The sequence below is a fragment of the Acetobacter thailandicus genome, assembly GCF_011516655.1.
In the GTDB taxonomy this organism is placed as follows: domain Bacteria; phylum Pseudomonadota; class Alphaproteobacteria; order Acetobacterales; family Acetobacteraceae; genus Acetobacter; species Acetobacter thailandicus.
Map to the genome: position 1 here is coordinate 287,610 of NZ_WOSV01000003.1, position 25,200 is coordinate 312,809.

Here is a 25,200-nt window from a genome sequence, read left to right on the forward strand (position 1 = left end):
ACTTACGCGCCCTCCTGACCAGGCAGGGCAAAGTGGCGGGCAGCCTCTGGCAGGCTGGCTGCGACAGGGTGCGACGTGCCGGCAACTGTACCATCTTCAGGCCGCACAACCTGACACACTTTCAGCCCGGCTTCAGCCGCGGCATCAAGCTCAGCAGTTACATCAGAAAGGAACAAAACATCAGCAGCCTGCCAGCCGGCTTCCTTCACGATCGCCCGGTAACTGTCAGCTTCTTTCTTACCACCCACTCTGAGATCAAAAAAATGACTGAAAAGCGGTGTCAGATCACCCTGCTCTGTATGGCCATAAATCAACCTCTGAGCCGCTTCAGAACCTGAGGAGTAAACAGCCAGTGTCAGACCATTTTCAGACCATTTTTGCAGCACAGGCGCAACATCAGGGTAAAGGCGGGCTGTCAGCTCACCCTGCTGGTACCCTCTGGCCCAGATCAGCCCCTGCAGCTCTTTCAGCGGAGCAACTTTTGCATCCTCATCAATCCAGCTGATCAGCTGCTCTGCCGGTGACTTATCAGGAGCAATTTTTCTGACATCCGCGACGATTTTCTGCACGGCTGCATCATCAGCATGCTCATCAAGGTAGTCTTTCAGACACCCGCGGGCGTAGGGAAAAAGAATCTGGTGCACAAAAGACACCGGTGCTGTTGTTCCCTCAATGTCGAGCAGAACAACGCGGGGAGCTGAAACAGAAGATTTCACTGTGGATACACCAGAAAACGTTGTGCCAGATCGGTGTCGGTATAATCCGCAATCCAGCCTTCCTTGTGCGTAAAGATACGCAGAGTGACAAAATCAGGAGCCGGGCCGCCATCAAACCAGTGCTTATACCCTTCAGGCACTGAGATCAGATCTGACTGACAGCATTCGACATCATAAATCCGGTCGTCAATATGCAGAACGAAATGACCGCTGCCATGCACAAAAAAACGCACTTCATCTTCGCTATGCGTATGCTCTGACAGGAATTTTTTGCGCAGTGCCCCATAGTTCGGCGTTTGTGCATTAACCCGCAGAACATCGGCCGAACCGGCACCTGTTTCACCCATAAGGCGATCAAGAAACGGACGGTATGCTGTAAGCACTGTGGTCTCATCAGCATCACGCGGAGGAATTTCAGGCCCCTCCCAACGCTCAAAACGCACATTAAAAGGTTTAAGGAGCGCAGCTATCTGCGCAGGGTCAGATGTTTGTACAACAGCCTGCCCGGGTGCTGTATCCTCAAAGATGGTAAGAGTGCTCATCGCGCCAGTTTCCTTCTTTCAAGCTCACAGGCCAGCAAAAACTCGAGCCCTTCAAGGCGTGCCAGAGCCGTTGTCATATTTTTACCCCAGACATAGACCCCGTGCCCGCGAATAATATACCCGGCAGACATACGACCAAAAAAGGGCTCAACAACGCCGGCCAGACGCGCAATATCCTGATCATTCTCAAACACAGGGACCGACACGCTGGTTTTGTGGGTTGTCTGCCCTTCAAACACTTTGAGCACTTCATAGTCTGAAAGCACCAGAGCAGGGTCGGCACTCAGCATAGACAAGACTGTGGCCGCAACTGAATGCCCATGCAGCACAGCACCCGCCGTCGGGTCGTTGCGATAAATCTGACAATGCAGCAATGTTTCAGCGCTTGGCACGTCCTGCTGACGCAGAGGCCTGCCCTGCATATCGACAGTGATAACGCCATCAGCCTGCAAAAAGCCCTTGTGCCCACCCGAGCGGGTTATCGCGATGGCACCATCCTCAAGGCGGCGGCTGATGTTACCCGCTGTAGCGGGCACCCAGCCTCTGCTGTCCATACGCTGCCCTGCCTGAAGAATATCTCTGACAGCATGTGCAAAATCAGTCATTACGCCCGCTCAACCTCTCTCTGAATACGCCGGATATGCAGGCGCGTCAGAGGCCTTGTATAATACGAAAAAATTCAGACCGCCACTGCAACAGATTTAGTGTGTTTTCTCACGCTGTGCGGTCTGCTCAGTTGTGGCAGACGGTGGCGGAGAAGGAATTTGCCCGCCTGAAACGGGTGGCTCCTGGTTCATGGGCTCATCGTCAGCCATATGTTTTTTAAATGACTTAAGGCCCTTAGCAAAATCACCCATAAGAGAGCTGATTTTACCACCGCCACCAAACACCACCACAACAACAGCCAGAACTATCAGCCAGTGCCAGATGCTAAAACTACCCATTCTGCTGCCCCTCATTGACCACACGCCAGCTCTGCGCGCGGTTATACTACCTTAAAATATTCTGCCATGCACATGACGTGTCAGATGATGATCTGACAAGCCCACGACATGATTTATATCTGTTTTGTCACAACGCCACGACAGATCTCTACCAGCCTAGGGCTGTATGAAGCCATAGGCAGGATAAACAGTTTTGCCCATCCCATCAATCGGGGCCCACCAGACCTTTACTTTCGTCCAGTTATTCGCTGCCGAAACATCCTGCACAGGGGCATTACGGGTCACCCGTCCGGGCTCCCAGTTTGCGTGATCAACAATAATCCAGCGACTATTTTTGACTTTACGCACAACAGACACATGCCCCGCCGGCAGGCGACGTGTTGAGCGAAACACCAGCACATCCCCCGGCTGTGGCACAGACGACCTGACATAACGCCCCTTCGCCTGCCACCACCAGCTTGCGGCATCACCATGCAACAAACTTACCTGAGAGTGCTCACGTGCGTAGGGTGCACACTGAAGCCTGCCATTCCACCCTCCCCCGCAGGCCGAGAGCACCAGCAAAGCAAGACAAAAAATGCTCTGCCTTACGACTCGGCACGCAGACGCTCGGTCCATTCTTCAGCTTCCTCTGCTTCCATATCGAGCACCCGCCGGGCCACATCATGACCAAAACCCGAGCGCGCAAAAACACCGAGTGCTTTATGACGCATAGCCTGCTCAGCCTGAGGCCCGTCATCTTCTGCCTGAGCGGTAACTCTGCTGTTCAGGCGCGGCAAAGAGGCAAAAGGCCCAAGCCGTCTTTTCCGTGCCAGCACAAGCGCTGCGGCAAGCTCTGTTTCCTGGGCCGAAAAACTTTCCACAGCACCTTCAAGAGCGGCCTCACGTAACGGGGCATCCACACCATGGGACGCCAGATGCGCCTGCACAGCCTTACCAGAGCGGCCGGACCGGACCAGCCGCCGCGCCCGCGCCCGTGCATAATCCTCATCATTAACCGCACCGAGCCGCACCATGTCAGCGGCGACCTCTTTAATAACGTCGCGCAGAGCTTCACTCTTACCAGTCAGATCATCCCGGTCCACTCCGGCTTTCAGGGCTGCACGCTCCCACCTGGCAACACGACGGAACAAAACCTGCTCAAGGTCATGGCGTGTCGCGGCAAACCGCGCGAGATGCGCCAGAGCGACCTCACGCAATCGTGTGCGATCAGGCGGTGGGGGGCATTCAGAAGGAATTGTCACAAAGACCACCTGCACTCCCGATAAAATACACGGTTATTCTTTTTCATCTGATGGCAGAAACCCGTTTTCTTCAAGACTTTTTAACGTAACATATTTGACTTATCGCCTTTTGCTGGCCCATCATAGCGTTGCATGACAGATCACCCGCTCCGTACAGGCAGCGGGCTTTTCTGTTTTTGTGCCTCCATCCGAACGCGTCCAGAAACTTTTAACGACGGTAATGTAAAGATATTCTCCATGATTCCAGCTCTGACCCCTACCTACAACCGCGCCAATCTTGCCTTTGAAAAAGGCGAAGGCGCATGGCTGTACACGACTGACGGGCGACGATTCCTGGACTTTGCCGCCGGCATAGCAACCTGCTCGCTCGGCCATGCACACCCTCACCTGGTTAACGCTATTCAGCAGCAGGCTGCAAAAGTTATGCATGTCTCAAACCTGTTTCGCATTCCTCAGGCTGAAAAGCTGGCACAGCGCCTGACAGAACACAGCTTTGCTGACAGTGTGTTCTTCTGCAACTCCGGGGCTGAAGCTAATGAGGGCATGGTAAAATTTGCACGCCGTGCACAGGCCCTTGCCGGCCACCCCGAACGCACTGAAATTATCTGCATGGACGGGGCTTTTCATGGCCGTACCCTTGCTATGCTTTCAGCAACAGGCAACCCAAAATATCTCGATGGTTTTGGCACACCCGTGCCTGACTTTATTCACGTACCTTTTAACGACATTGAAGCGGTCAAAAAAGCACTCACCGCACGCACCTGCGCCATTATGCTTGAACCCATCCAGGGCGAAAGCGGCATCAGGGCAGCCTCTGGCGAATTTTTAAGCCAGCTTCGTGCACTATGTGATGAAACCGGGGTTCTGCTGGCTTTTGATGAAGTGCAGACGGGTGTTGGCCGCACAGGCCGGCTCTTTGCTCATGAATGGGCCGGTGTCTTACCAGATGTGATGTCAACAGCTAAAGGTCTTGGCGGAGGCTTTCCGATCGGTGCGGTTCTGGCAACCGAGACTGTCGCAAAAGCTATGACTTTTGGCACCCATGGCACCACTTTTGGTGGCAGCCCTCTGGCCTGTGCCGCAGCCAATGCCGTGCTTGATGTACTGCTTGCACCCGGCTTTCTGGACCAGGTCTGTGCACGGGCCAGACTACTCGACACATTACTCGATGAGCTGATCACCCAACATCCGGGTGTTTTCGATGCGCGCCGCGGACGTGGCCTGCTGATCGGCCTGCATTGTGTGCCACCGGCAGGTAACGTGCTTGAGGCTGCAACTGAGGCCGGGCTGCTCTGTGTCACGGCTGGTGACAATGTGCTGCGCCTGCTTCCTCCACTGACGGTGACTGAAGATGAATGTCTTGAGGCTGTCTCCTGCCTTAAAAAAACTGCTGAGCTGCTCAGTGTAAACCAGAACGCTGCGGAGGCTGTATAATGTCTGACGTTTTATCTCCTGCTGTGTCTGCCTCATCTGACACCACTCTGCGGCATTTCCTCGACCTGAAAGATATTGACGCAACAACCCTGCGTCAGATTCTTGACGTTGCCCGCGATATCAAAAAAATGCAGCAGAACCGCCGTTTTCCGCTGCATCCCCGCACACCACTGGCGGGACGGACACTGGGGATCATTCTTTCCAAACCCTCTACCCGTACGCGTGTCTCCTTCGAGGTTGGCATCCGCCAGCTGGGGGGTGATGCCGTTATTCTCAGCCCCTCAGAAATGCAGCTTGGACGAGGCGAAACCATTGCTGACACAGGGCGGGTGCTGTCACGCTTTGTCGATTCACTGGTTCTGCGCACGGGCAAAACAGAGTCTCTGCATGCCCTGGCAAAATGGAGTTCGGTGCCCGTTATTAACGGCCTCACGCCCTCCTCTCATCCGGTACAGATTCTGGCTGACATCCTGACCTTTGAAGAAAAACGCGGCCCGGTAAAAGGACGGACTTTTGCCTGGACAGGTGACGGCAATAACGTACTGACCTCACTGATCGAAGGCGCTGTGCGTTTCGGTTTTACTCTGCGCGCTGCCACACCACCCGATATGCTGCCGCACCAGCCCACACTTGAGTGGGCTGCACGCGAAGGCGGAAAAATTGAGTGGACGCAAAGCCCCCAGGATGCCGTGCGCGGAGCCGACTGCGTTATCACAGATACCTGGATCAGCATGTCTGACTCGCAGGACGAAGCGACATCGCGCATTCTGAAACTCGAACCATACCGCGTTGATTCCAGGCTTATGGCCCTTGCTGCCCCTGACGCCCTTTTTATGCACTGCCTGCCTGCCCATATAGGCGAGGAAGTCACGCAGGATGTTTTTGAAGGAAAACACTCTGTTGTATTTGATGAGGCCGAAAACCGCCTTCATGCACAAAAAGGTATTCTTGCCTGGGCTATGGGTGGTGCCGACTGGCTCTCAATGGGTCAGGACTAACGCTTTAACGAAAAGAACTAAGGCTCTTTATGAAAACCCCTGCTTTTCTTGATCGACAGCGCCCCGATGTGCCCGATCTGGTTGTGCCTGGCGGCGTCACCCCTTTCTACCTTCAGGGGCGCCCGGTTCGTGGCAGGCTGGTACGCCCCGGTGTGCTGGCAGATGTAATGCTAACCCGCCATGACCACCATGCCGCTGTTACCCGCCTTGCCGGCAAAGCCCTCTCTGTTGTCGCAGCTCTTGCCTCTGCACTTAAATTTCAGGGCTCTTTCTCTCTGCAAATCAAAGGCAATGGTCCTGTCAGCCTGCTGGTCGCGGACTGTACCAACACTGGTGCGCTGCGTTTTTATATTCGCGCGGATGAAGAGGCTGTCACAGCTCTGCTCAGTGAAAAGCCAGAACCATCTGACTACGACCTGACTGGTGATGGTTACCTGGCACTGACGATTGATCAGGGGCCAGAAACAGAACGTCACCAGGGTATTGTCGATATCTCAGGCGACAGCCTGACTGATATGATCAGCCATTACTTCAAAACCAGTGAGCAGCATGCCTGCTGGATCAGCCTGCACTGTGAGCTGACTGATGCAGGATGGCGCACCGGAGCGCTCATTCTTGAACGGCTCGCTGACGACGGTGGTATTCATATTGAAACCGACGACACACCAGATGACAGCTGGAACACAGCCACCATTCTGGCATCGACCCTTAAAGCCAGCGAACTCCTGGACGATGCACTGCCCCCCAGAGAACTTCTGTTCAGATTATTCCACGCAGAAGGGCTGCAGATCGGTCAGCCACGTGCTCTGGCTTATGGATGTCGCTGCTCTCGTGCCCGGCTGACAGAAATTTTACAGAACTTTTCTGATGATGATCTCGACCACATGATGCTCGATGACAGGCTGATTACCATGACCTGCGAATTTTGTAACATCAGCTTTCATTTTCAGCGAGACGACATCAGCTCAGAGGATAATGACTGACAGATAAGACATCATTACCCTGCCACCATCTGTGTTAGTCTGATTGCCGCCGCACAATGAATGGCAGGGTCGTGAAGAAACGATTTTTTACACACACCCCGAGCCTGGACAGAATTCTGATTATAAGAAAGTTCGTGCCATGATGCCGTTTTCCCGTTTGCTCCGCCTGTCAATGGCGATGTCGATCCTTTCCTCTCCGGTGCTGCTCCTGTCAGGATGCGCAAACGATAAGCAGTCCGAACAGGCTTTTACCCCACTGAACTATTCTTATCTGAGCAGGCTCAACCTCAATGTTTCACGCATTGATATTCTTGATCAGACAACAGAAAACCCGGTTGAGGGTAATATTGCCGCATCTTCCCCTGTTCCTCCTGCGCAGGCTTTACGCCAGATGGCACAGGACAGACTGGCCGCTGTAGGAACGAATGGTGATGTTGCGCAATTTATTATCTCGCGCGCGTCTATCCTGAATAATGCCGGCGGCAACCTGGCCGGACAGATGAATACACGCCTCACCATTCTCAACCCTGAAGGCCTCACTGTTGCCAGCTCAGACATGCAGGTAACCCGGCAAATGCGCCCAAATTTGTCAGATGGCAACGCAGACAAACCGGCTAACCTCTATGCGCTGACCAAAGAGATGATGCAGGATATGAATGTTGAGCTGGAGTATCAGCTGCAACATAAAATGACCAGCTGGATGCTCGATGGCGGCGGCAAACCACTCAACTCAGCCGTACAAACACAGTCCCTTGACCAGCCAGGCAGCACACCAGCCGCAACCACGGACTCATCTGTCACACCAGCTGCAGCCGTTACTGTACCTCAGCAGTCAGCCTCTTCAGCTGCTACAGTATCCACCACCACAGGGGCATCAGCTATTCCTTCTGCAACCAGCTCAGACAATGCTCCTGTAACAATAACAGGTTACAGTGCTGCTCAGCCTTCCGCCACAAAAACACCATCACAGTCAGCGGAACCTGATGCGGTCTTCCCTGCAGGCGAAGACTCCTCTTCTGACAGCACCGCAACTCAGTCAAAGGTTATGTCCCCCCCTCCTCATACCCTGAAATTACCCGGGTAACCGAAGCAAAAGACAACACTGCAATCCTCTGATATAGCATCAGGAGATTGCAGTTCCCTACAGGTCTGCCATAACTGACTTATGTCAGCAGCAGCTTCTTCCTCCCTGTTCTCTGTGGCAGATACCCTGCCCATACGCGATGTTCTGCCAGAGCTTTATAATGCTCTGGAACAGGGCACATCAGCCATTCTGGTCGCACCGCCAGGTGCCGGTAAAACCACGACTGTTCCCCCCGTGCTTGCCCGCGCTTCGTGGCGCAAAGAAACTGACCGCGTCATTATGCTCGAACCCCGCAGGCTGGCAGCCCGTGCTGCAGCCCAGCGCATTGCCAGCCTGCTGGGCGAGGAAGCCGGCGGTTTTGCAGGCTATCGCACGCGCCTCGATTCAGCAGTCTCTGCCCGCACACGCATTGAAGTGCTGACGGAAGGGCTGTTTTTACGCCAGGTACTGAATGACCCTATGCTTGAAGGGGTTGCCTGCGTCATCATCGACGAAATACACGAACGCTCCCTTGAAGCTGACCTTGCTCTGGCTTTTTGCCTTGATCTGCAACGTAGTCTGCGCCCTGACCTGCGCCTTGTTGCAATGTCAGCCACAGCTGAAACAGACCGGCTCACAGCCCTGATGCAGGCTCCTGTCATCACCAGTGAAGGGCGCATTTTTCCGCTTACTGTGCAGCATGCAAAACGTGATATTGCGCATATTCGTGACCTGCCGGCGGCCACAGCAGCTGCGGTCCGCCAGGCACTCACGGATACTGAAAGTAATATCCTCGTCTTTTTACCAGGAAAGGGAGAGATACGACGCACAGCCGCTTTACTCGAAAATTGTGCAGCAGCTGTATTACCTCTGCATGGAGAGCTCCCTCCGGCTGAACAAAACCGCGTGCTGCGTCCTGACCCAGGCGGCCCCAGACGGGTTATCCTTGCGACCTCAATTGCTGAAACCTCTCTGACTGTTCCGGGTGTGCGGGTTGTTATTGATGGTGGCTTTCGCCGCGCCCCACGCTTTGATGCCGGAGCTGGCCTGTCACGCCTCGCCACTGTGCGCATTTCAAAAGCAGCAGCCAGACAACGTGCCGGCCGTGCCGGCCGTGAAGCGCCTGGCATTGCCATTCGCCTGTGGACAGCCGCAACTGAGCGCGGACTGCCTCAGCATGACCGTCCTGAAATTCTCGAATCTGATTTATCTGATTTTGTCCTCTCCACCACATTGTGGGCTGATACAACCGGCGACACGACATCATCCCTGCCCCTGCCTGATGCGCCTCCTGGCAGTGCTGTCGCAACAGCAACGCAGCTGCTTATGCTGCTTGGTGCACTCAATGACGATAAAACGATTACCAGCCTGGGGCGCAAAATGGCTGGCCTGGGCACGCACCCGCGCCTGGCTGCAATGATGCTGGCCGCCAGAACCAGAGAAGAGATGGCTCTTGCCGCCGATATTGCTGCTTTGCTGGAGGAGCGTGACCCCCTGCGCCCTGTAACAAGCGGCCGTAGTGGCCCTCCCACGCCGGCACTCTCAGATATTTCTCTGCGCCTTGACCTGATTGCAGGCCATGACCACCCCCAGGCAGACCGGGCAGCACTCGCAGCGATCAGGCAAACAGCAAATCGTTTTCGTACCCGCCTGGGGCTTCGGCCCGGGCATGCAGCACAAGGTGACCCCGCGGCTCTTCTGGCCGCTGGCTTTCCTGACCGGGTGGCCCTCTCACGCGGAGAAGCCGGGAGCTTTCGTCTGTCAGGTGGCAACAATGCAAAACTACGGCGCGATGACACACTGGCCGAAAAAAAACTCCTGGCTGTAGCAGGTCTTCATTTGCGCACATCGGCTGAAATTCGTCTGGCTGCCCCGCTTGACCCTGACGCGTTACCACCTGCTTTACTGGCACGCACAAAAGAACAGGTTGAAACCACGCTTGACCCTGTTTCGGGTGCTATTCTTGCCCGCAGACGCACGCGCATAGGCTGCCTGATCCTTAAAGATATCACCGAAAAAGTTGATACCGCCAATGCTGCGGCTCTCCTTCTCCAACAGGCTAAAGCAGCACCAGACACAACACTTGGCTGGACAGATGCCGCCCGTCAGCTTCAGGCGCGCGTTGAACTGGCGCGTAACCTTCCCGCAGCAGGCAACACCAGTGAAGAGGGATGGCCCGATTTTTCGACAGAAGCTCTTGCTGCCGGGATGGAAGAGTGGCTTGCCCCCTGGATGGATAATATAACCTCAGTAACGGCTCTGAAAGAACTGGACCTCTCCCAGCTTCTGCGCACTTACCTGGGCTATGCACGCACCCGCTGGCTGGATACGCACCTGCCTGTACAGCTGACATTTCCAGGCGGGAGCGCCGCTGTTGATTATACCCAGCCCGTGCCTGTGGCCTCAGCCAGAGCTCAGGTTTTTTATGGCACAACAGCGACACCACAACTCGCATCAGGCCTCGTTCCTCTTCGCCTGGCGCTGCTTTCACCCGCTGGCAGACCACAGGCTATTACGGCTGACCTGGAAAATTTCTGGAAAAATGGCTGGCTGGACATGAGGCGGGATATGCGAGGCCGCTACCCAAAACATGAGTGGCCAGAAAACCCGGCCCTTGCCCCGGCACAGCCAAAAGCAAAGCGAAGCTCAGGCAGATAATACTAAGAACCTGCGCTCACCTGTCTGTGCAATGTCACAGTGACAAACCAAAAAACACATGTTTTGATGTTTTGCTGGTTCATTGCGCTGACAGCTGTAAAAATGGAGCTGAGATGACTGTTTTAAAAAAACTGATACTGAGATCATGAAGCTTTTCTTACGCTGTTCGGCAGTTTGCCTTGCTACCCTTGCCGTCAGCGCAGGCTGGATCACATTACGTGCCAGAGCACAGCCGACTTACATCCCTCCGGCTCAGCCTATTGTACAACCACCTGGCACAGGCTCTTTTGCCCCCCTTGTCAAAAAAGTTGTGCCTGCAGTTGTCAACATTGCCGTGACGCGTGGCTCTGATTCTTCCGCGCAAAAAAAATTACCGAGCACTATTAAAGGGACACCTCTTGAACACCGCCTGCGCGAACGCATGCGCAAACATGGCAATAATATTCTTGAAGCCGGCTCAGGGTTCATCCTTGATCCAAGCGGGTTAATCGTCACTAATGGTCACGTTGTTGATGATGCTGACACTATTACCGTCTCGCTGCTTAACGGTAATGAATATACCGCACGCCTCGTCGGCATTGATAAACTGACAGATATCGCTGTGATAAAAATTGAAACACAGCATACCCTCCCTTACCTGGAATGGGGCGATAGCCGTCAGGTACAGGTAGGAGACTGGATTCTCGCTGCAGGTAATCCTTTTGGTCTGGGGTCATCCGTCACAGCAGGCATTGTTTCCGCACGCGGGCGCGATATAGGCACCGGCCCGTTTGATGATTTTTTACAGCTTGATGCCCCGATTAATCCTGGTAATTCAGGTGGCCCCACATTCAACCTGGCCGGTCAGGTCATTGCACTTAATACGGCCATTGTGTCACCTACAGGCGGGTCGGTAGGAATTGGCTTTTCTATTCCGTCAGAAATAGTCATCCCTGTTGTCGAGGCACTGCGCCGCTATGGTCACATTGACCGCGGATGGATGGGAGCAACCCTTGAAGATACTCCCTCACGTGATGGCGCAAAGGTTGTAGAGGTCGACAGAAACGGGCCTGCTGCCAAAAGCGGCATGCTGCGCGGTGACATTATAACAAAAATCAACAAAGACAGTATCAGCTCAGCACGCATCCTGATTCGTGCCATCGCGGCAGCTCAGCCTAATACGGACGTGCAGATTTCAGTTACCCGCAGGAACAAACCTGTCACTTTAACGCTGCATGTGGGACATCGCCCGGTTTCTGAGGATTAGCTCTCTTTTCCAGCCGGAGAGCAATGTCATGGCACTGCAAAACAGCAGCGCCATGACATACAGACTTTATGGCCGGTCTTTATGGCGCACAGCACTTACAATACCACGGACAAACTGCCATGTACGACCTGCCGTACAAATCGCTTTTGCCAGTCGTGGTGCTGCTTTAGGGCGGAGCAGACGAGGGTCATAACCGGAAAAACGACGGTCATCTTCCTCGATACATAACGCCATAAAATCAGGCAAATTCAGATCAATACTGGAAATCTCTTTTGTACCGGTAACTGTAAAATTATTATCCTGTGTATGTACTTCACCCTTGTCATCAACCGTTTTAACCAGAGTTAACCGCTCATAAATAAGGAAAAGCCAGACCGCAACAACCTTAAGCTCGAAATAAGGGCGACGGTACCACGGTAAAACAGCACGATACCAGGCCAGCCAGTTGGCAAATAATAAAATATGCCTGCATTCTTCCTGCATAACCGGCTCAAACGTCTCAATCAGCTCCGGTGGGAAAAAAGCTGAACGCTTTGCCAGTTCAAATAACCCAAAAGCAAAAAAACTGTCCACACACTCAGAGAAGCCTGTGACCATATATGCCCACTCAGCATCTTTGGGCTCGATATACGGCGGCTCCGGAGCCATAGGAATATTATAGGCCGCAACAAGTTTGCTCAGAACTTCTTTATGACGATTCTCTTCCCAGGCATTACGCGAAATCGCATCTCTGATATCCGGATCATCAACCAGACTGGCATAAGCTGCCATACGCAGCCGTGCTTTCCCCTCAGTCTGCACAGCAATATCCCAGATAGGCAGAGAGGTCACACGCCTGAGTGTTTCAGGGTCAAGCTTCGGCCAGTCAATGACTGATGGCTTATAGGGATTAAACGTATCACGAAACATCTGCGCCATAGCCTGCTTGTGTTCAGCAGAACCTGGAACCAGAGGTCCGCGATGTGCGCTCACCCAGTGCCGGGCCTGATAATCTGCTTTGACAACAGCGGCTGAATCAGGAGGAACTGGCAGATCATCAATTCTGTCAGGTAATTTTGTATAAATATCAGAAAGAGAGTTCATCATATAACGCCCGTTCGCTAAGGGCTTTTCTGACAAAACACAGAGCAAAACGCCGCAAAGCCAGAAAACTGCCCGGGAGTAGTAAATTACTGGCTTTTCTGATTCTGAGAATCAGAAAAGCCATACCGAAGCCAGAACTTAATGAATATCAGACAATTTCGAAATAATTCTGGTCACCAGACCATAATCAATCGCTTCCTGTGCAGACATCCAGTAATTACGATCTGTATCTTTCGAAATTTTTTCGTAAGAATGACCGGTTTCACGCGCAAACAACCTGTTAAGACGCTCGCGCATTTTAATAATTTCGCGTGCCTCGATATCAATATCAGTTGCCGGACCTCTTACACCGCCCATGGGCTGATGCAACAGGAAGCGCGTATTAGGTAAACAGAAACGACGGTCTTTGTGCCCGGCCGCAAAAATAAGGGCACCAGCCGAAGCAACCCAGCCTGTGCCAATCATGTTCACCGGCGCCACCGAATCGACAAAACGAATCATATCGTGAATCGTATCACCGCTCTCTACATGCCCTCCGGGAGAGTTCACATAAACATCAATCGGCTTGTCAGACTCACCTGCAAGCGCAAGCAATCTGCCAGTTACGTCACGTGCTATTTTGTCGTTAATACCGCCAAAAATAAGCACTTTTCTCTGCTTAAATAACTTTTCCTCAAGCTCTGCGGCCTGAGGTTTCTGCGTTTCTTTCTCAGACCCGCCTGGTGTTTCAGGGGTATCAGGAGCATCGGGCTCCTCATCATCAAGTCTGATCATGTCGCGGGAGAAAATACCCGTCATACCTGTCTCCGCATCATTTGTATCATGTGTCATGGCTACATCCTGCCCCTGCTCTGCGCCTGTGCCAAGTGGCAAAAGTAACAGGACAGCAATAACGTAAAAGAAAACTCCCTGCACAGATGATCTCGCCACCAGGCTGAGAAGCAGCTAGGATAGCCACAGACAGTGTTTACAACGGAGTATCTGCACCCACATGCCTAATGTATGTTCCCGGCAGTTCAGAAATCTGAAACAGAGTGTTCTGACCTGTTTACCCTGCAAGGCTACAAGACTGCCGGTGCAGCTGCTTTTCGCGGCGGGTGGCCTGCTGCTGAACGGGTGCAGCAACAACCATAAGGACTTTGTGGATAACAGCCTTGACTGGACACAAAAAATGCGAGGGGGAATTATCGCAACACAAAGGCCACCGCCGCCAGGAGCCAATGAGCCCTATCCGAATGTTGGTCTCGTCCCGACAACTGTCCCGCCCATGCCATCACCTGAAGCGCGTGCTCTGCTGACCGAACAGCTTATTCGTGACAAAAACCTGACACACCGCACCGAAGCCGCCAATGGCACACTGACACCTGACATCCCTCCTCCTCCCTCAGCCAGACTGACATCCTCTAAAAACTCTGCAGCTCCGGCACTGGCTGAAGGGCAAAATGGTGCCGTGATGGATGCCGCAACCGCGCCGCCGCAAACTGAGGCAAAAAAAACATCAGCTCCCCAGAGCAAAGCCCCTGCCGCACCACAACAGGAAGCAGAACTTGCCATGCCTGAAGTCACAGGCAAGGCGCAGGCGCTGCCCGTGGCTGACAGCGACCTGCCACAGATTGCGGAAGCGCCTCCGGCGGTACCCTCTGTAGCAGGGATTAATGTTCCCTCAGATGCGCTGATACCGGACGAAAAAACCCCGGACTATGATCTGGCTGACCCGACAGGCACAGCCCTGCACTTTATGCCCGGCTCTGACCAGCTTTCTGCCGGGCAGGATTCTGCGCTGATCAAGCTTGTTGGCAAAACCCCTCAGGGACCGTTCTATGTCCGGGCATCCGGCAGCTCCATCTCGCTGAGTGCCAGTGACCAGGCCGATGCTGTCCAGCTCGGGCTGCTTCGGGCCCAGCGTGTAGCCAGCCAGCTTATAGCTTTGCACGTACCTGCTAATGCTATTCATATTCGCGCTGAGTCTTTTGGCAGCGGTGCTCATGTATCAACCACACCATGAACACAGTCTCGCCATAACAAATCTATAGTAAAAAGTAATATAAGAAGCCCTTAAGGGGAGTTGCCTCATCCGTTTCTGCCACTACTATGACCTGTCTCGTAACCAGGCGGGCTCTGCCCGCATCCTCACCTCGGATATTTGCCGTCCATGACCGAAGAATTCCATCGTATCCGCCGCCTGCCCCCGTATGTTTTTGCCTCAGTTAACCAGGCGAAGGCGGCGGCCAGGGCCAGAGGTGAAGATATTATCGATCTGGGCATGGGTAACCCTGACAGCCCCACCCCACCTCACATTGTTAAAAAACTGATCGAAACAGTGCAGGATGCCCGCTCGCACCGTTATTCGGTCAGTAAAGGCATTCCGGGCCTGCGCCGCGCACTGGCCGGCTATTATGAACGCCGTTTTAATGTCAAACTCGACCCTGAACGCGAAGTGATTGCAACTCTGGGTTCGAAAGAAGGGCTGGCTAATCTGGCGTCAGCCATCACCAGTCCTGGTGACACTATTCTGGTGCCGAACCCGTCATACCCCATTCATCAGTTTGGCTTTATGATTGCAGGGGCCTCAGTACGCTCTATTCCGGCAACACCTGACGACAACATGCTCAGCGCACTTGACCGTGCCGTGCGACATTCAGTGCCTAAACCAACAGCTCTGATTGTAAATTTCCCGTCAAACCCGACGGCTTACCTGGCTGACCTCGATTTTTATAAAGAACTCGTAGCGTTTGCCAGAAAACATGAGATTTATATTCTCTCTGACCTGGCCTACGCAGAGATCTATTTTGGCAATCTGGTCCCTCCTTCGATTCTGGCTGTACCAGGCGCCAAAGATATCGCCGTTGAATTTACCTCGCTCTCCAAAACCTACTCTATGGCTGGCTGGCGTATGGGCTTTGCTGCAGGGAATGAACGCCTGGTCGCGGCCCTGACCCGCATCAAATCCTACCTGGATTATGGTGCCTTCACCCCCATTCAGGTTGCTGCTGTCGCGGCCCTTAACGGCCCGCAGGACTGCGTAAGTGAAATTCGTGCGCTTTATAAAGAACGCCGCGACGTTCTGATTCGCGGCCTGCATGCTGCCGGCTGGGATGTCCCCTCTCCGGAAGGATCAATGTTCGCGTGGGCGCCTATTCCCGAAAAATTCCGTGATCTTGGAAGCGTTGCCTTCTCTAAACTTCTGCTTGAAGAAGCAGGCGTTGCCGTAGCGCCAGGCCTGGGTTTTGGTGAATATGGTGAAGGCTTTGTCAGAATTGGCCTGGTCGAAAACACCCATCGCCTGCGCCAGGCAACACGGGCCATTCGTGGCTTTCTTGCTGCACATGGTGTAAAACAACCCGCTTCTTCTCCCTCCACCAGCAAGCCGGAGCCCGCCAGGTCGTGAGTGCTTTATCTTCTTCTTCTTCTCCTCTTCGTCTTGGTATTGCAGGGCTGGGTACAGTCGGCGCAGGCGTCATTAAACTGATTGAAGCTAATGCGGATCTGATCAGCGCACGTGCCGGCCGGGCTTTAAAAGTTGTGGCTGTCAGTGCGCGCAACCGCAAACAGGACCGCGGCATATGCCTTGATACCCTGCGCTGGTATGATAACGCAGCTGACCTCGTAAATGATGCTGAAGTTGATGTTATTGTTGAGCTTATTGGTGGTGCTGAAGGCACCGCCAGAACACTGGTTGAAGCCGCGCTGAAAGCTGGCAAACCTGTTGTTACCGCCAATAAAGCGCTTCTCGCACTACATGGGCCGGCACTGGCAAAACTGAGCGCTGACAATGCCGCACCTCTGCTTTTCGAAGCTGCTGTTGCGGGTGGTATCCCTGCCATTAAAACTGTCAGAGAGGGGCTTGCTGCTGACCGCCTTGAACGCATTGGCGGTATCCTTAATGGCACCTGCAACTACATTCTGACCGTCATGCGTGAAACCGGGCAGGATTTTGCAACCGTTCTGGCTGATGCGCAAAAACTGGGCTACGCTGAGGCTGACCCGTCAACAGACGTTGATGGCTGGGATGCTGCCCATAAGCTGGCTATTCTGGCAGGTCTCGCCTTTGGTCAGCCTGTTGTTTTTGACAGCCTTCACGTTGAGGGCATTCGCCAGATTGGCTCAGCTGATCTCGATTTCGCACGCAAACTGGGCTACCGCATCAAGCTGCTGGGGCTGGCCAGCCTGCGTGAAGACGGGCTTGAAGCCCGCGTAACACCATGTCTTGTCAGGGAAGATGCTCCCATTGCTCAGGTTGACGGTGTTTTTAACGCTGTCGTGACAGAAAGTGCCTTTGCCGGTCGCCTTATGATTGAAGGACGCGGCGCCGGTGCCGGCCCGACAGCCAGCGCTGTCACCGCCGATCTGATTGATATTGCACGCGGCAAGACAGTCTCTGTCTGGGGTGTCGAACATTCTGACAAGCCTGCCCTTCAGGCACTGCCACTTTCAGCCGGCAAAGGGGCTTTCTACCTGCGCCTGCTGGTGGAAGACCGCCCCGGCGTTATTGCCGATGTTTCCGCCGTACTACGCGACTGTGGGGTTTCACTTCGCAGTATGCTGCAACCCACCCCAGCCAGAAACGAAACAACACCTCATGTGCCTTTGATTCTGGTCACTCATCAGACATCTGAAGCCGCTATGCAGGACGCTGTTACACGCATCAAAGCTCTCAGCGTTGTGACAGCCTCTCCTGTCGTCATTCGTATCGAAACTGACTAAGTGGCTTAAACTCTGATACCCTCTGTATAATCAGGAAGGAATTTTTATGCCCGACTCACAGGACGCTAAGAGGTTTGTTGTTTCTGACCGCAACCTGGCACTCGAACTGGTGCGCGTTACCGAAGCCGCAGCTCTTGCCTCGTCTCACTGGACGGGTCGCGGCAAAAAAAATGAAGCTGATGATGCTGCCGTTGAGGGTATGCGCACAGCTTTTGACACGGTAGCCATTGATGGCACCGTTGTCATTGGTGAAGGCGAAATGGACGAAGCACCAATGCTCTACATTGGTGAAAAAGTCGGCTCAGGTGGCCCGGCAATGGATATAGCCGTTGATCCGCTTGAGGGTACGAACCTGTGCGCCAAAGATATGCCCAATGCCATTACGGTTGTGGCACTGGCCGAAAAAGGTAATTTCCTGCACGCACCTGATGTCTATATGGACAAAATTGCTGTTGGTTCAAACCTGCCTGAAGGCGTGGTTGACCTCGATTCCTCTATCGCGGCCAACCTGCGCAACCTGGCAAAAGCTAAAAATAAACCTATTGAAGAAATCGTTCTGTGCACGCTTGACCGTGAACGCCACGAAGAGCTGATTGCAAAAACCCGCGAGGCCGGTGCACGCGTGCGCCTGTTAAGCGATGGTGATGTTGCGGCAGTTATTGCAACCTGTATGGACACAAGCCAGGTTGATATCTATGCCGGCTCAGGCGGAGCCCCTGAAGGCGTACTGGCCGCGGCAGCTCTGCGCTGTGCTAACGGACAGATGCAGGCCCGTCTTTTATTTGAAGATGATGCACAGCGCGAACGTGCCAGAACAATGAACCCGGGTAAAAACCCTGACCGTAAACTTGGCCTGCATGACATGGCAGCCGGGTCGGTTCTGTTTTCAGCAACCGGGGTTACTTCCGGCACATTGCTGCGCGGCATTCGCCACTACACAACACATGCTGTAACGCATTCGCTCGTTATGCGCTCAAAATCGGGTACAATCCGGTTTATTGAAGGTCATCACAACTTCAATACAAAAACCTGGCTTCCTAAATAACCCACCTCTTTATAAAGAGTATACTTAACACGTTATGACCTCTCCCTGCCTGACCAAAGACCAGACACCCTCAGCGCATCATACTGTTCTGGGGGTTGAAAGCAGCGTCTCCGGACGCAGATGGCTTTACAGGCAGGGAGCAGATAACCCTGATGTCATACGTATGGGGGCCAGCATTGCCAGGCAGGCAGGCCTGCCCGAAATTATAGGGCGTCTCCTTGCTTTACGCGGGCTTACACCTGAAACACTGAGTTTATTCCTTACCCCCCGCCTTAAAACGGCTCTGCCAGACCTGAGTAAGCTACAGGATATGGAGCCCGCTGCGGCCCGCATGGCGAAGGCAGCCATGCAGCATGAAACCGTCGGCGTATTTGGTGACTATGACGTAGATGGTGCGTGCTCTTCAGCTATTCTGGCCTCTTTTTTTGAAGAGCTGGGCTGCACTGTTCATACCCATATCCCGGACAGAATGACCGAAGGCTATGGCCCTAACGTGCCAGCCCTTGAAAAACTGGCTGAACAGGGTGCGACGCTTATCATCTGCGCTGACTGCGGCACAGCAGCGGCTGATATTCTCAATCAGGTTACTGACAGGGCTGATATTATTGTTCTCGACCATCATAAGTCTGAGGATGCCCTGCCCGACATTCTGGCAACAGTTAACCCCAACCGTCCTGACTGTGCCTCTGGCCTGAAGCATATTTGCGCCGCAGCACTCGCGTTCCTCTCTCTCATCGCGACACAGAAGAAACTCCGCGAAGCGGACTGGTTCAAAACTCACCCTGAGCCAGACCTTATGCGCCAGCTTGACCTGGTGGCTCTGGCCACCATATGCGACGTCATGCCCCTGCGTGACCTGAACCGGGCTTTTGTCGCACAGGGTCTTAAAGTTATGGCGCGCCGGCAACGCACTGGTCTGGCTACCTTACTTGATGTTGCCGGGGTTACCCGCGCGCCGGATGCGTTTTCATGCGGGTTTGCTCTGGGGCCACGTATTAACGCAGGGGGGCGCATTGCTGAAGCCACGCTTGGCTTAAAACTGCTGCGCTGTGAAGACCCGCACGAAGCACGTGTCATGGCCGAACGGCTGGACGGTGTAAACCGCAACCGTCAGACCATTGAAGCAGATATTCTTGACCATGCCCTGCAGCTGGCCACTGAACAGCGTGAAGCAGGTCACTCCGTTATTCTGCTTGCCAGTAAAGCATGGCACCCGGGCGTTGCAGGCATTGTCGCAGGGCGCATTAAAGAACAGTTTAACCGCCCTGTTCTGGTTGGTACCGTGCAGGATGATGGCGCTGTTAAAGGTTCAGGTCGTTCTGTGCCTGGCATTGACCTCGGCACAGCCATCATAGCGGCCCGCCAGAGCGGTTTGCTTACAACAGGTGGCGGACACGCTATGGCAGCCGGCTTCTCTTTCCCTGAAGCGAATATGGCGCAGGTTCATACCTTTTTAGAAGAGCGTCTCGCAACAGCGGCAGCACTACCCGAAACGGTTGACCTTGAAGTGGACATCACGCTCTCTCCGGCCGGAGCAACTGTTGAGCTGGCCGAACAAATGACCCTGCTTGCTCCGTTTGGCACGGGCAATGCCGAGCCTCTGATTGCATTATCAGGCGTACATATTACTAAATCAGATCGTATCGGCGCGGATAAAAACACATTGCGCCTGTTTTTGCGTGGCACAGAGGGGGGACGGCTTAAAGCCCTTATCTTCCGTGCTGATAAAAGCCCTCTGACAGAAATCCTTGAAGATTCAACCCGCCCTTTGCTGCACATCGCCGGATATCTGCGCTCAGAAACATGGCGCGACCGTACGGACGCCACGTTCTTTATTCAGGACGTTGCTTTAGCCTGAAGCCTGAGCTCAAACAAAAAAGGGAGGCTGAACCTCCCTTATCCTGACATTTGAATAAAACCTGCTTTTACTTACTGCTGTTGTTCCTGCTCACGGCGGGCTTCAACTTCTTTCTTCATTGCAAGCTGTACTTTTTCAAAAGCACGTACCTCGATCTGCCTTACACGCTCACGCGAAATCGAATATTCAAGGGCAAGATTTTCAAGCGTTGTCGGCTCATCTTTCAGGCGACGTTCGCTGAAAATATGCCGTTCACGCTCATTCAGCGTTGCAAGAGCAGTTGCCAGCAAAGCTTTTCGACCTGAAAGCTCCTCATTCTCTGCGTAAACTTCTTCCTGGTTATGTTGCTCATCAACCAGACGATCCTGCCACTCCCCGGCCTCATCCGCACGCATTGGCGCATTCAGGCTGTGGTCAGGTGCAGACATACGGCGGTTCATGCTCACAACATCCTGCTCGGACACACCAAGCGTTGCAGCAATTTTATCAACCTGCTCAGGCTGCAGATCACCGTCTTCAATTGCCTGCATCTGCCCTTTAAGGCGACGGAGATTAAAGAACAGTTTTTTCTGTGCCGCGGTCGTACCCATTTTAACCAGAGACCAGCTGTGCAGAATATATTCCTGAATAGCGGCTCTGATCCACCACATAGCATAAGTTGCCAGACGGAAGCCTTTGTCGGGATCAAACCGTTTAACGGCCTGCATCATACCAACATTGCCTTCACTGATAAGCTCATTCATCGGCAAACCATACCCGCGGTAACCCATGGCAATTTTTGCAACAAGCCGCAGATGTGATGTGACAAGTTTATGTGCAGCCTTCACGTCCCCTTTATCTTTCCAGAGATAGGACAGGCGAAGTTCCTCTTCGGGGGAGAGGATAGGATATTTACGAATTTCCTGAAAATACCTTGATAAGTTATTTTCAGGACCAACATTAACAACAGAAGACACCATCGAACCAGTACTCCCTTGACCTGAAAACTCCCTGTTTCTACTACCAGGTATATTTTTTCTCCCGGTAGCATAACGCTAAAAGAGGCAAGCCTCAGTCAAAAGTAGACATTATTTACGTCTCTCTCCCCTTCACCCCCGTATGGGCGGTCTGAGGGGATCAGGCGTCCATCTTCCGGCTTCTTTAACAACACACCGGGATGGCTGAAAAGGATGACTCTGAATCATGGACGTGTCAAGAAAACTCTCTCAGAAAGTATCAGCACATCCGAAGGGAGGTCTGGTATATTCCCCACCATTAAATAATCTGTCTTTTCCAAATAAGACGAGAAATTTTTTAAGTATTTTTACATATTTTTCATTTATTCCCCGCTTCATATTTTCTGATAAATCAGAAAATATTCTGCACTATACAGCAACAAAACTTCTTATATCGGGGTCTGTAATGATCAGTCTCTTATCTCCCCTGCCTGTCATGACCCAAACACTAAAAAAAGAATCTTATGGTGCTCTGCCATCAGGTGAAACTGTTGAACTTTATACCCTGCACAACAAAAACGGGATGGAAGTACAGTTCATCTCTTACGGGGGGATTATCACCGCCATAAAAGTACCAGACAAAAACGGCAAAACAGATAACGTGGTTCTCGGCTTTTCAGACCTTGAGGGGTACAGCAAAAAAGATGCCGAAGCCAATATATGTTTTGGTGCCCTGATAGGGCGCTATGCTAACCGTATTGCCCGGGGCACGTTTGTGCTTGAAGATAAAACCTATCACACGCCGATAAACCTTCCGCCCAATACACTCCACGGCGGCAATACGGGTTTTAATAAAAAACTCTGGTATGTGCAGCCACTCTCTGGCCTGAAACAGGCAACAGGAGCAGAACTCACCCTGACCAGTGCTGACGGTGAAGAAGGCTTTCCCGGCAAGTTACAGGTCAAAGTCCGGTATATTCTGGATGATGATAACCAGCTGCACATTCACTATCATGCCACGACTGACAAACCGACAGTTATTAACCTGACAAATCACAGCTATTTTAATCTTGCTGGAGAAGGGTCAGGCTCGGTCGCAAACCACCGGTTAAAAATTAACGCCAGCCTTTTTACCCCGACTGATGCAAACGGTATTCCGACCGGGCAAATCAGTCCGGTTGCGCAAACACCCTTTGACTTCAGAGCAATGCACGCCATCGGAGATTTTTTACGCAGCAACGACCAGCAGATGCTACAGGCGCGCGGCTATGATCATAACTGGATTATCGACGGCTATGACGGCAAAACACTCCGCGAGGCCGCAATACTCAGTGACCCACAGTCAGGCCGTTCTCTGACTGTTCTGACCACACAACCCGCTATGCAGGTTTACACCGGCAACTCACTCAATGGTGCCTATGCCGGGCCTTCGGGACGGGCATATCGTCAGACAGATGGTGTCGCACTCGAAACGCAGCACTACCCTGATTCACCTAATCATCCGAGCTTTCCGACAACGACGCTGCTACCCGGACAGGAATATGATCAGACAACTGTTTTCAGATTTCAGACCGCCGCACCATAAGGCCATCAATAAAAAACGCGCCCCCTGAAACAGAGGGCGCGCCTTTTAGCTCATCACTCTGATAAAAATCAGACTGAGTAGTACATTTCGAACTCAACAGGGTGAGGTGTGTGTTCAAAGCGATACACATCTTCCCACTTGATGTTGATATAGCTTTCGATCTGGTCTTTGGTGAACACGCCACCAGCCAGCAGGAACTCATGATCAGCCTGCAGAGCTTCAAGAGCTTCACGCAGAGAGCCTGCAACTGTTGGAATCTGCTTCAGTTCTTCTGGTGGCAGATCATACAGATCTTTGTCCATCGCATCACCAGGGTGAATTTTGTTCTTGATACCATCAAGACCAGCCATCAGCATGGCAGAGAATGCGAGGTATGGGTTTGCTGTCGGATCAGGGAAACGCACTTCAACCCGCTTAGCTTTAGGGTTGGTTGCGTATGGGATACGGCAGGATGCTGAACGGTTGCGGGCTGAGTAAGCCAGCAGCACAGGAGCTTCAAACCCTGGGATCAGACGCTTGTAAGAGTTAGTTGACGGGTTAGTAAAAGCATTGAGTGCTTTTGCATGCTTAATGATACCGCCGATGTAATACAGGGCTGTGTCAGAAAGGTCTGCATAACCGTTGCCAGCAAATGTTGGCTTGCCGTCTTTCCAGATAGACTGGTGAACATGCATACCTGAGCCATTATCGCCATAAATTGGCTTTGGCATGAAGGTTGCTGTTTTGCCATAAGACTGAGCAACATTGTGGATACAGTATTTATAGATCTGCATGAAGTCAGCAGAACGCACCAGCGTGTCGAACTTCGTGCCCAGCTCATGCTGAGACTGTGCAACCTCGTGGTGATGCTTTTCAATCGGCAGACCCATCTCACCCATAGTGGCGAGCATTTCAGCGCGCAGGTCAGCTTCGCTGTCAACTGGTGCAACCGGGAAGTAACCACCCTTCTGGCCAGGACGATGACCCATGTTGCCTTCAGGATATTCTTTCAGAGAAGCGCCAGGACCTTCAATGCTGTCGAGCTGGAATTTACCATAGTTCGGGCCTGTGCCAAACAGCACGTTGTCGAAAATGAAAAATTCTGCTTCAGGACCGAAGAATGCGGTATCACCCAGGCCAGAAGCCTTCAGATACTGTTCAGCCAGCTTTGCTGTTGAACGTGGGTCACGGTTGTAAGGCTGCCCGGTTGATGGCTCGATAATATCGCAGAACAGAATCAGCTGAGGACGGGCTGAGAACGGGTCCATTACAGCTGTTTCAGGATCTGGCAGCAGAACCATGTCGCTCTCGTTAATCGCTTTCCAGCCAGCGATAGAGGAGCCATCGAACATGAAGCCTTCAACAAAGGTTTCATCTTCAATTGTGGTCACATACTGTGTTGTGTGGTGCCATTTACCGCGCGGATCTGTGAAGCGCAGATCAACCAGCTCTACAGAATGCTCTTTAATAAGATCAAAAACCCGCTTAACTGCTGCGGCTTTTGCATCGCCGGAAGATGCTGTCTTTTTAACCATTCTTTCCTCACTTTAAACCATCTGTTGCAAACCGGAGATACCGGCATGACTGAAAACTATCAAATACACGTCCTGAAACGTTGCTGTCAGGGTCAGCGCTCTCTGCTTTTTCCTGACATCAGATAGCGTCTTCTCCTCTTTCTCCCGTACGAATCCGTACCACATCATCAACCGGCATCACAAAGATCTTACCGTCACCGATCCGCCCCGTACGAGCCGCAGCAGATATGGCTTCAATCGCCCGTTCTGCCAGACTGGCGGGGCAGACGATCTCAATTTTTATCTTGGGGAGAAAATCAACAATATATTCGGCGCCACGATAAAGCTCGGTGTGGCCTTTCTGCCGGCCAAAACCTTTAGCTTCGATCACGGTAATGCCCTGCAACCCGAGTTCGTGAAGAGCCTCCTTCACTTCGTCGAGCTTAAAAGGCTTTATGATGGCTTCGATCTTTTTCATATCACATCGTCACTATATCACGGCGCTCTCTGTCAGGGTCCATCTTTTATGCAACCCTGTCCTCAGGCAACAGTAACCCGGGGCCGAGCAGTGACAAACTGGCACGGGTTGGCCGCAGGAGCAATCGGGCTTAGAAGCAATAATATCGATAAAGCACCAATACCCTTATTAATACAATGATATTAAATCAT

24 protein-coding genes are annotated in these 25,200 nt (G+C 52.8%); 12 read left to right on the plus strand and 12 right to left on the minus strand.

Going from position 1 to position 25,200, the window contains the following annotated elements:
* Positions 1-2: 2 nt before the first annotated feature.
* The 6 genes from mtnC to GOB58_RS06390 form a co-directional block, all read right to left on the minus strand.
* Positions 3-716: an acireductone synthase gene (gene mtnC / locus GOB58_RS06365; RefSeq protein ID WP_173559630.1), complete on the minus strand. Its 714-nt coding sequence runs from the start codon at positions 714-716 to the stop codon at positions 3-5.
* Positions 713-1,258: a 1,2-dihydroxy-3-keto-5-methylthiopentene dioxygenase gene (locus tag GOB58_RS06370; RefSeq protein ID WP_173559631.1), complete on the minus strand. Its 546-nt coding sequence runs from the start codon at positions 1,256-1,258 to the stop codon at positions 713-715. Before GOB58_RS06370 ends, mtnC begins: the two co-directional genes overlap by 4 nt.
* The gene (locus tag GOB58_RS06375) at positions 1,255-1,863 is read right to left on the minus strand and encodes a methylthioribulose 1-phosphate dehydratase (RefSeq protein ID WP_173559632.1); all 609 of its coding nucleotides are present in this window, start codon (positions 1,861-1,863) and stop codon (positions 1,255-1,257) included. The genes GOB58_RS06370 and GOB58_RS06375 overlap by 4 nt, the downstream gene beginning before the upstream one ends.
* Positions 1,864-1,959: 96 nt before the next feature.
* Entirely contained in the window at positions 1,960-2,202 is a 243-nt protein-coding gene (locus GOB58_RS06380) for a twin-arginine translocase TatA/TatE family subunit (RefSeq protein ID WP_086554003.1), read from the minus strand.
* Between the two features lie 156 nt (positions 2,203-2,358).
* Positions 2,359-2,820, minus strand: coding sequence for a CHAP domain-containing protein (locus GOB58_RS06385; protein WP_173559633.1), 462 nt, complete (start codon positions 2,818-2,820; stop codon positions 2,359-2,361).
* Complete coding sequence (locus GOB58_RS06390; RefSeq protein ID WP_265792925.1) at positions 2,790-3,446, minus strand: regulatory protein RecX; 657 nt, start codon at positions 3,444-3,446, stop codon at positions 2,790-2,792. The genes GOB58_RS06385 and GOB58_RS06390 overlap by 31 nt, the downstream gene beginning before the upstream one ends.
* 237 nt (positions 3,447-3,683) lie before the next feature.
* On the opposite strand from GOB58_RS06390, the gene GOB58_RS06395 reads away from it, so the two are divergent.
* The 6 genes from GOB58_RS06395 to GOB58_RS06420 all read left to right on the plus strand — a co-directional run bounded on the left by GOB58_RS06395 (position 3,684) and on the right by GOB58_RS06420 (position 11,828).
* Positions 3,684-4,880 (plus strand): aspartate aminotransferase family protein, encoded by a 1,197-nt coding sequence (locus tag GOB58_RS06395; RefSeq protein ID WP_173559635.1) that lies wholly within the window; start codon positions 3,684-3,686, stop codon positions 4,878-4,880.
* Positions 4,880-5,878: an ornithine carbamoyltransferase gene (argF, locus tag GOB58_RS06400; protein ID WP_086553999.1), complete on the plus strand. Its 999-nt coding sequence runs from the start codon at positions 4,880-4,882 to the stop codon at positions 5,876-5,878. Before GOB58_RS06395 ends, argF begins: the two co-directional genes overlap by 1 nt.
* 29 nt (positions 5,879-5,907) lie before the next feature.
* Complete coding sequence (gene hslO, locus GOB58_RS06405; RefSeq protein ID WP_086553998.1) at positions 5,908-6,861, plus strand: Hsp33 family molecular chaperone HslO; 954 nt, start codon at positions 5,908-5,910, stop codon at positions 6,859-6,861.
* Positions 6,862-7,000: 139 nt separating this feature from the next.
* A complete protein-coding gene (locus GOB58_RS06410; RefSeq protein ID WP_173559636.1) occupies positions 7,001-7,945 on the plus strand; it encodes an RAD23 family protein in 945 nt (314 codons plus the stop codon).
* Between the two features lie 81 nt (positions 7,946-8,026).
* Complete coding sequence (gene hrpB / locus GOB58_RS06415; RefSeq protein WP_173559637.1) at positions 8,027-10,582, plus strand: ATP-dependent helicase HrpB; 2,556 nt, start codon at positions 8,027-8,029, stop codon at positions 10,580-10,582.
* Positions 10,583-10,727: 145 nt separating this feature from the next.
* Positions 10,728-11,828, plus strand: a complete 1,101-nt coding sequence (locus GOB58_RS06420; RefSeq protein ID WP_173559638.1) for a S1C family serine protease — start codon at positions 10,728-10,730, stop codon at positions 11,826-11,828.
* Between the two features lie 66 nt (positions 11,829-11,894).
* On the opposite strand, the gene GOB58_RS06425 is transcribed toward GOB58_RS06420, so the two are convergent.
* The 3 genes from GOB58_RS06425 to GOB58_RS06435 are packed head-to-tail and all read right to left on the minus strand — an operon-like array spanning position 11,895 to position 13,742.
* Positions 11,895-12,911: a ferritin-like domain-containing protein gene (locus GOB58_RS06425; protein ID WP_173559718.1), complete on the minus strand. Its 1,017-nt coding sequence runs from the start codon at positions 12,909-12,911 to the stop codon at positions 11,895-11,897.
* Positions 12,895-13,035, minus strand: a complete 141-nt coding sequence (locus tag GOB58_RS06430) for a hypothetical protein (RefSeq protein WP_158092781.1) — start codon at positions 13,033-13,035, stop codon at positions 12,895-12,897. Before GOB58_RS06430 ends, GOB58_RS06425 begins: the two co-directional genes overlap by 17 nt.
* A gap of 14 nt (positions 13,036-13,049) precedes the next feature.
* Positions 13,050-13,742, minus strand: coding sequence for an ATP-dependent Clp protease proteolytic subunit (locus GOB58_RS06435; protein ID WP_173559719.1), 693 nt, complete (start codon positions 13,740-13,742; stop codon positions 13,050-13,052).
* A gap of 244 nt (positions 13,743-13,986) precedes the next feature.
* Between GOB58_RS06435 and GOB58_RS06440 the strand changes: the two genes are divergently transcribed.
* From GOB58_RS06440 to recJ, 5 genes are all read left to right on the plus strand, one after another.
* Positions 13,987-14,916, plus strand: coding sequence for a hypothetical protein (locus GOB58_RS06440; protein ID WP_265792923.1), 930 nt, complete (start codon positions 13,987-13,989; stop codon positions 14,914-14,916).
* Between the two features lie 147 nt (positions 14,917-15,063).
* A complete protein-coding gene (locus GOB58_RS06445) occupies positions 15,064-16,299 on the plus strand; it encodes an LL-diaminopimelate aminotransferase (protein ID WP_086553993.1) in 1,236 nt (411 codons plus the stop codon).
* Positions 16,296-17,615, plus strand: a complete 1,320-nt coding sequence (locus GOB58_RS06450; RefSeq protein WP_086553992.1) for a homoserine dehydrogenase — start codon at positions 16,296-16,298, stop codon at positions 17,613-17,615. The genes GOB58_RS06445 and GOB58_RS06450 overlap by 4 nt, the downstream gene beginning before the upstream one ends.
* A 46-nt stretch (positions 17,616-17,661) precedes the next feature.
* Positions 17,662-18,660 carry a class II fructose-bisphosphatase gene (glpX, locus tag GOB58_RS06455; RefSeq protein WP_086636115.1) on the plus strand — a complete coding sequence of 333 codons (999 nt, stop codon included), beginning with the start codon at positions 17,662-17,664 and terminating at the stop codon, positions 18,658-18,660.
* A 34-nt stretch (positions 18,661-18,694) separates the two neighbouring features.
* Positions 18,695-20,518, plus strand: a complete 1,824-nt coding sequence (recJ, locus tag GOB58_RS06460) for a single-stranded-DNA-specific exonuclease RecJ (RefSeq protein WP_173559639.1) — start codon at positions 18,695-18,697, stop codon at positions 20,516-20,518.
* Between the two features lie 71 nt (positions 20,519-20,589).
* Here recJ and rpoH read toward each other — a convergent pair whose 3' ends face one another.
* Positions 20,590-21,477: an RNA polymerase sigma factor RpoH gene (rpoH, locus tag GOB58_RS06465; protein ID WP_086553989.1), complete on the minus strand. Its 888-nt coding sequence runs from the start codon at positions 21,475-21,477 to the stop codon at positions 20,590-20,592.
* Between the two features lie 442 nt (positions 21,478-21,919).
* Between rpoH and GOB58_RS06470 the strand changes: the two genes are divergently transcribed.
* Positions 21,920-23,038 (plus strand): aldose epimerase family protein, encoded by a 1,119-nt coding sequence (locus GOB58_RS06470; protein WP_173559640.1) that lies wholly within the window; start codon positions 21,920-21,922, stop codon positions 23,036-23,038.
* Between the two features lie 68 nt (positions 23,039-23,106).
* Here GOB58_RS06470 and glnA read toward each other — a convergent pair whose 3' ends face one another.
* Together glnA and GOB58_RS06480 are read right to left on the minus strand one after the other, a co-directional pair.
* Positions 23,107-24,552, minus strand: a complete 1,446-nt coding sequence (glnA, locus tag GOB58_RS06475) for a type I glutamate--ammonia ligase (protein ID WP_086553988.1) — start codon at positions 24,550-24,552, stop codon at positions 23,107-23,109.
* A 118-nt stretch (positions 24,553-24,670) separates the two neighbouring features.
* Positions 24,671-25,009, minus strand: coding sequence for a P-II family nitrogen regulator (locus GOB58_RS06480; RefSeq protein ID WP_086553987.1), 339 nt, complete (start codon positions 25,007-25,009; stop codon positions 24,671-24,673).
* Between the last annotated feature and the right edge of the window lie 191 nt (positions 25,010-25,200).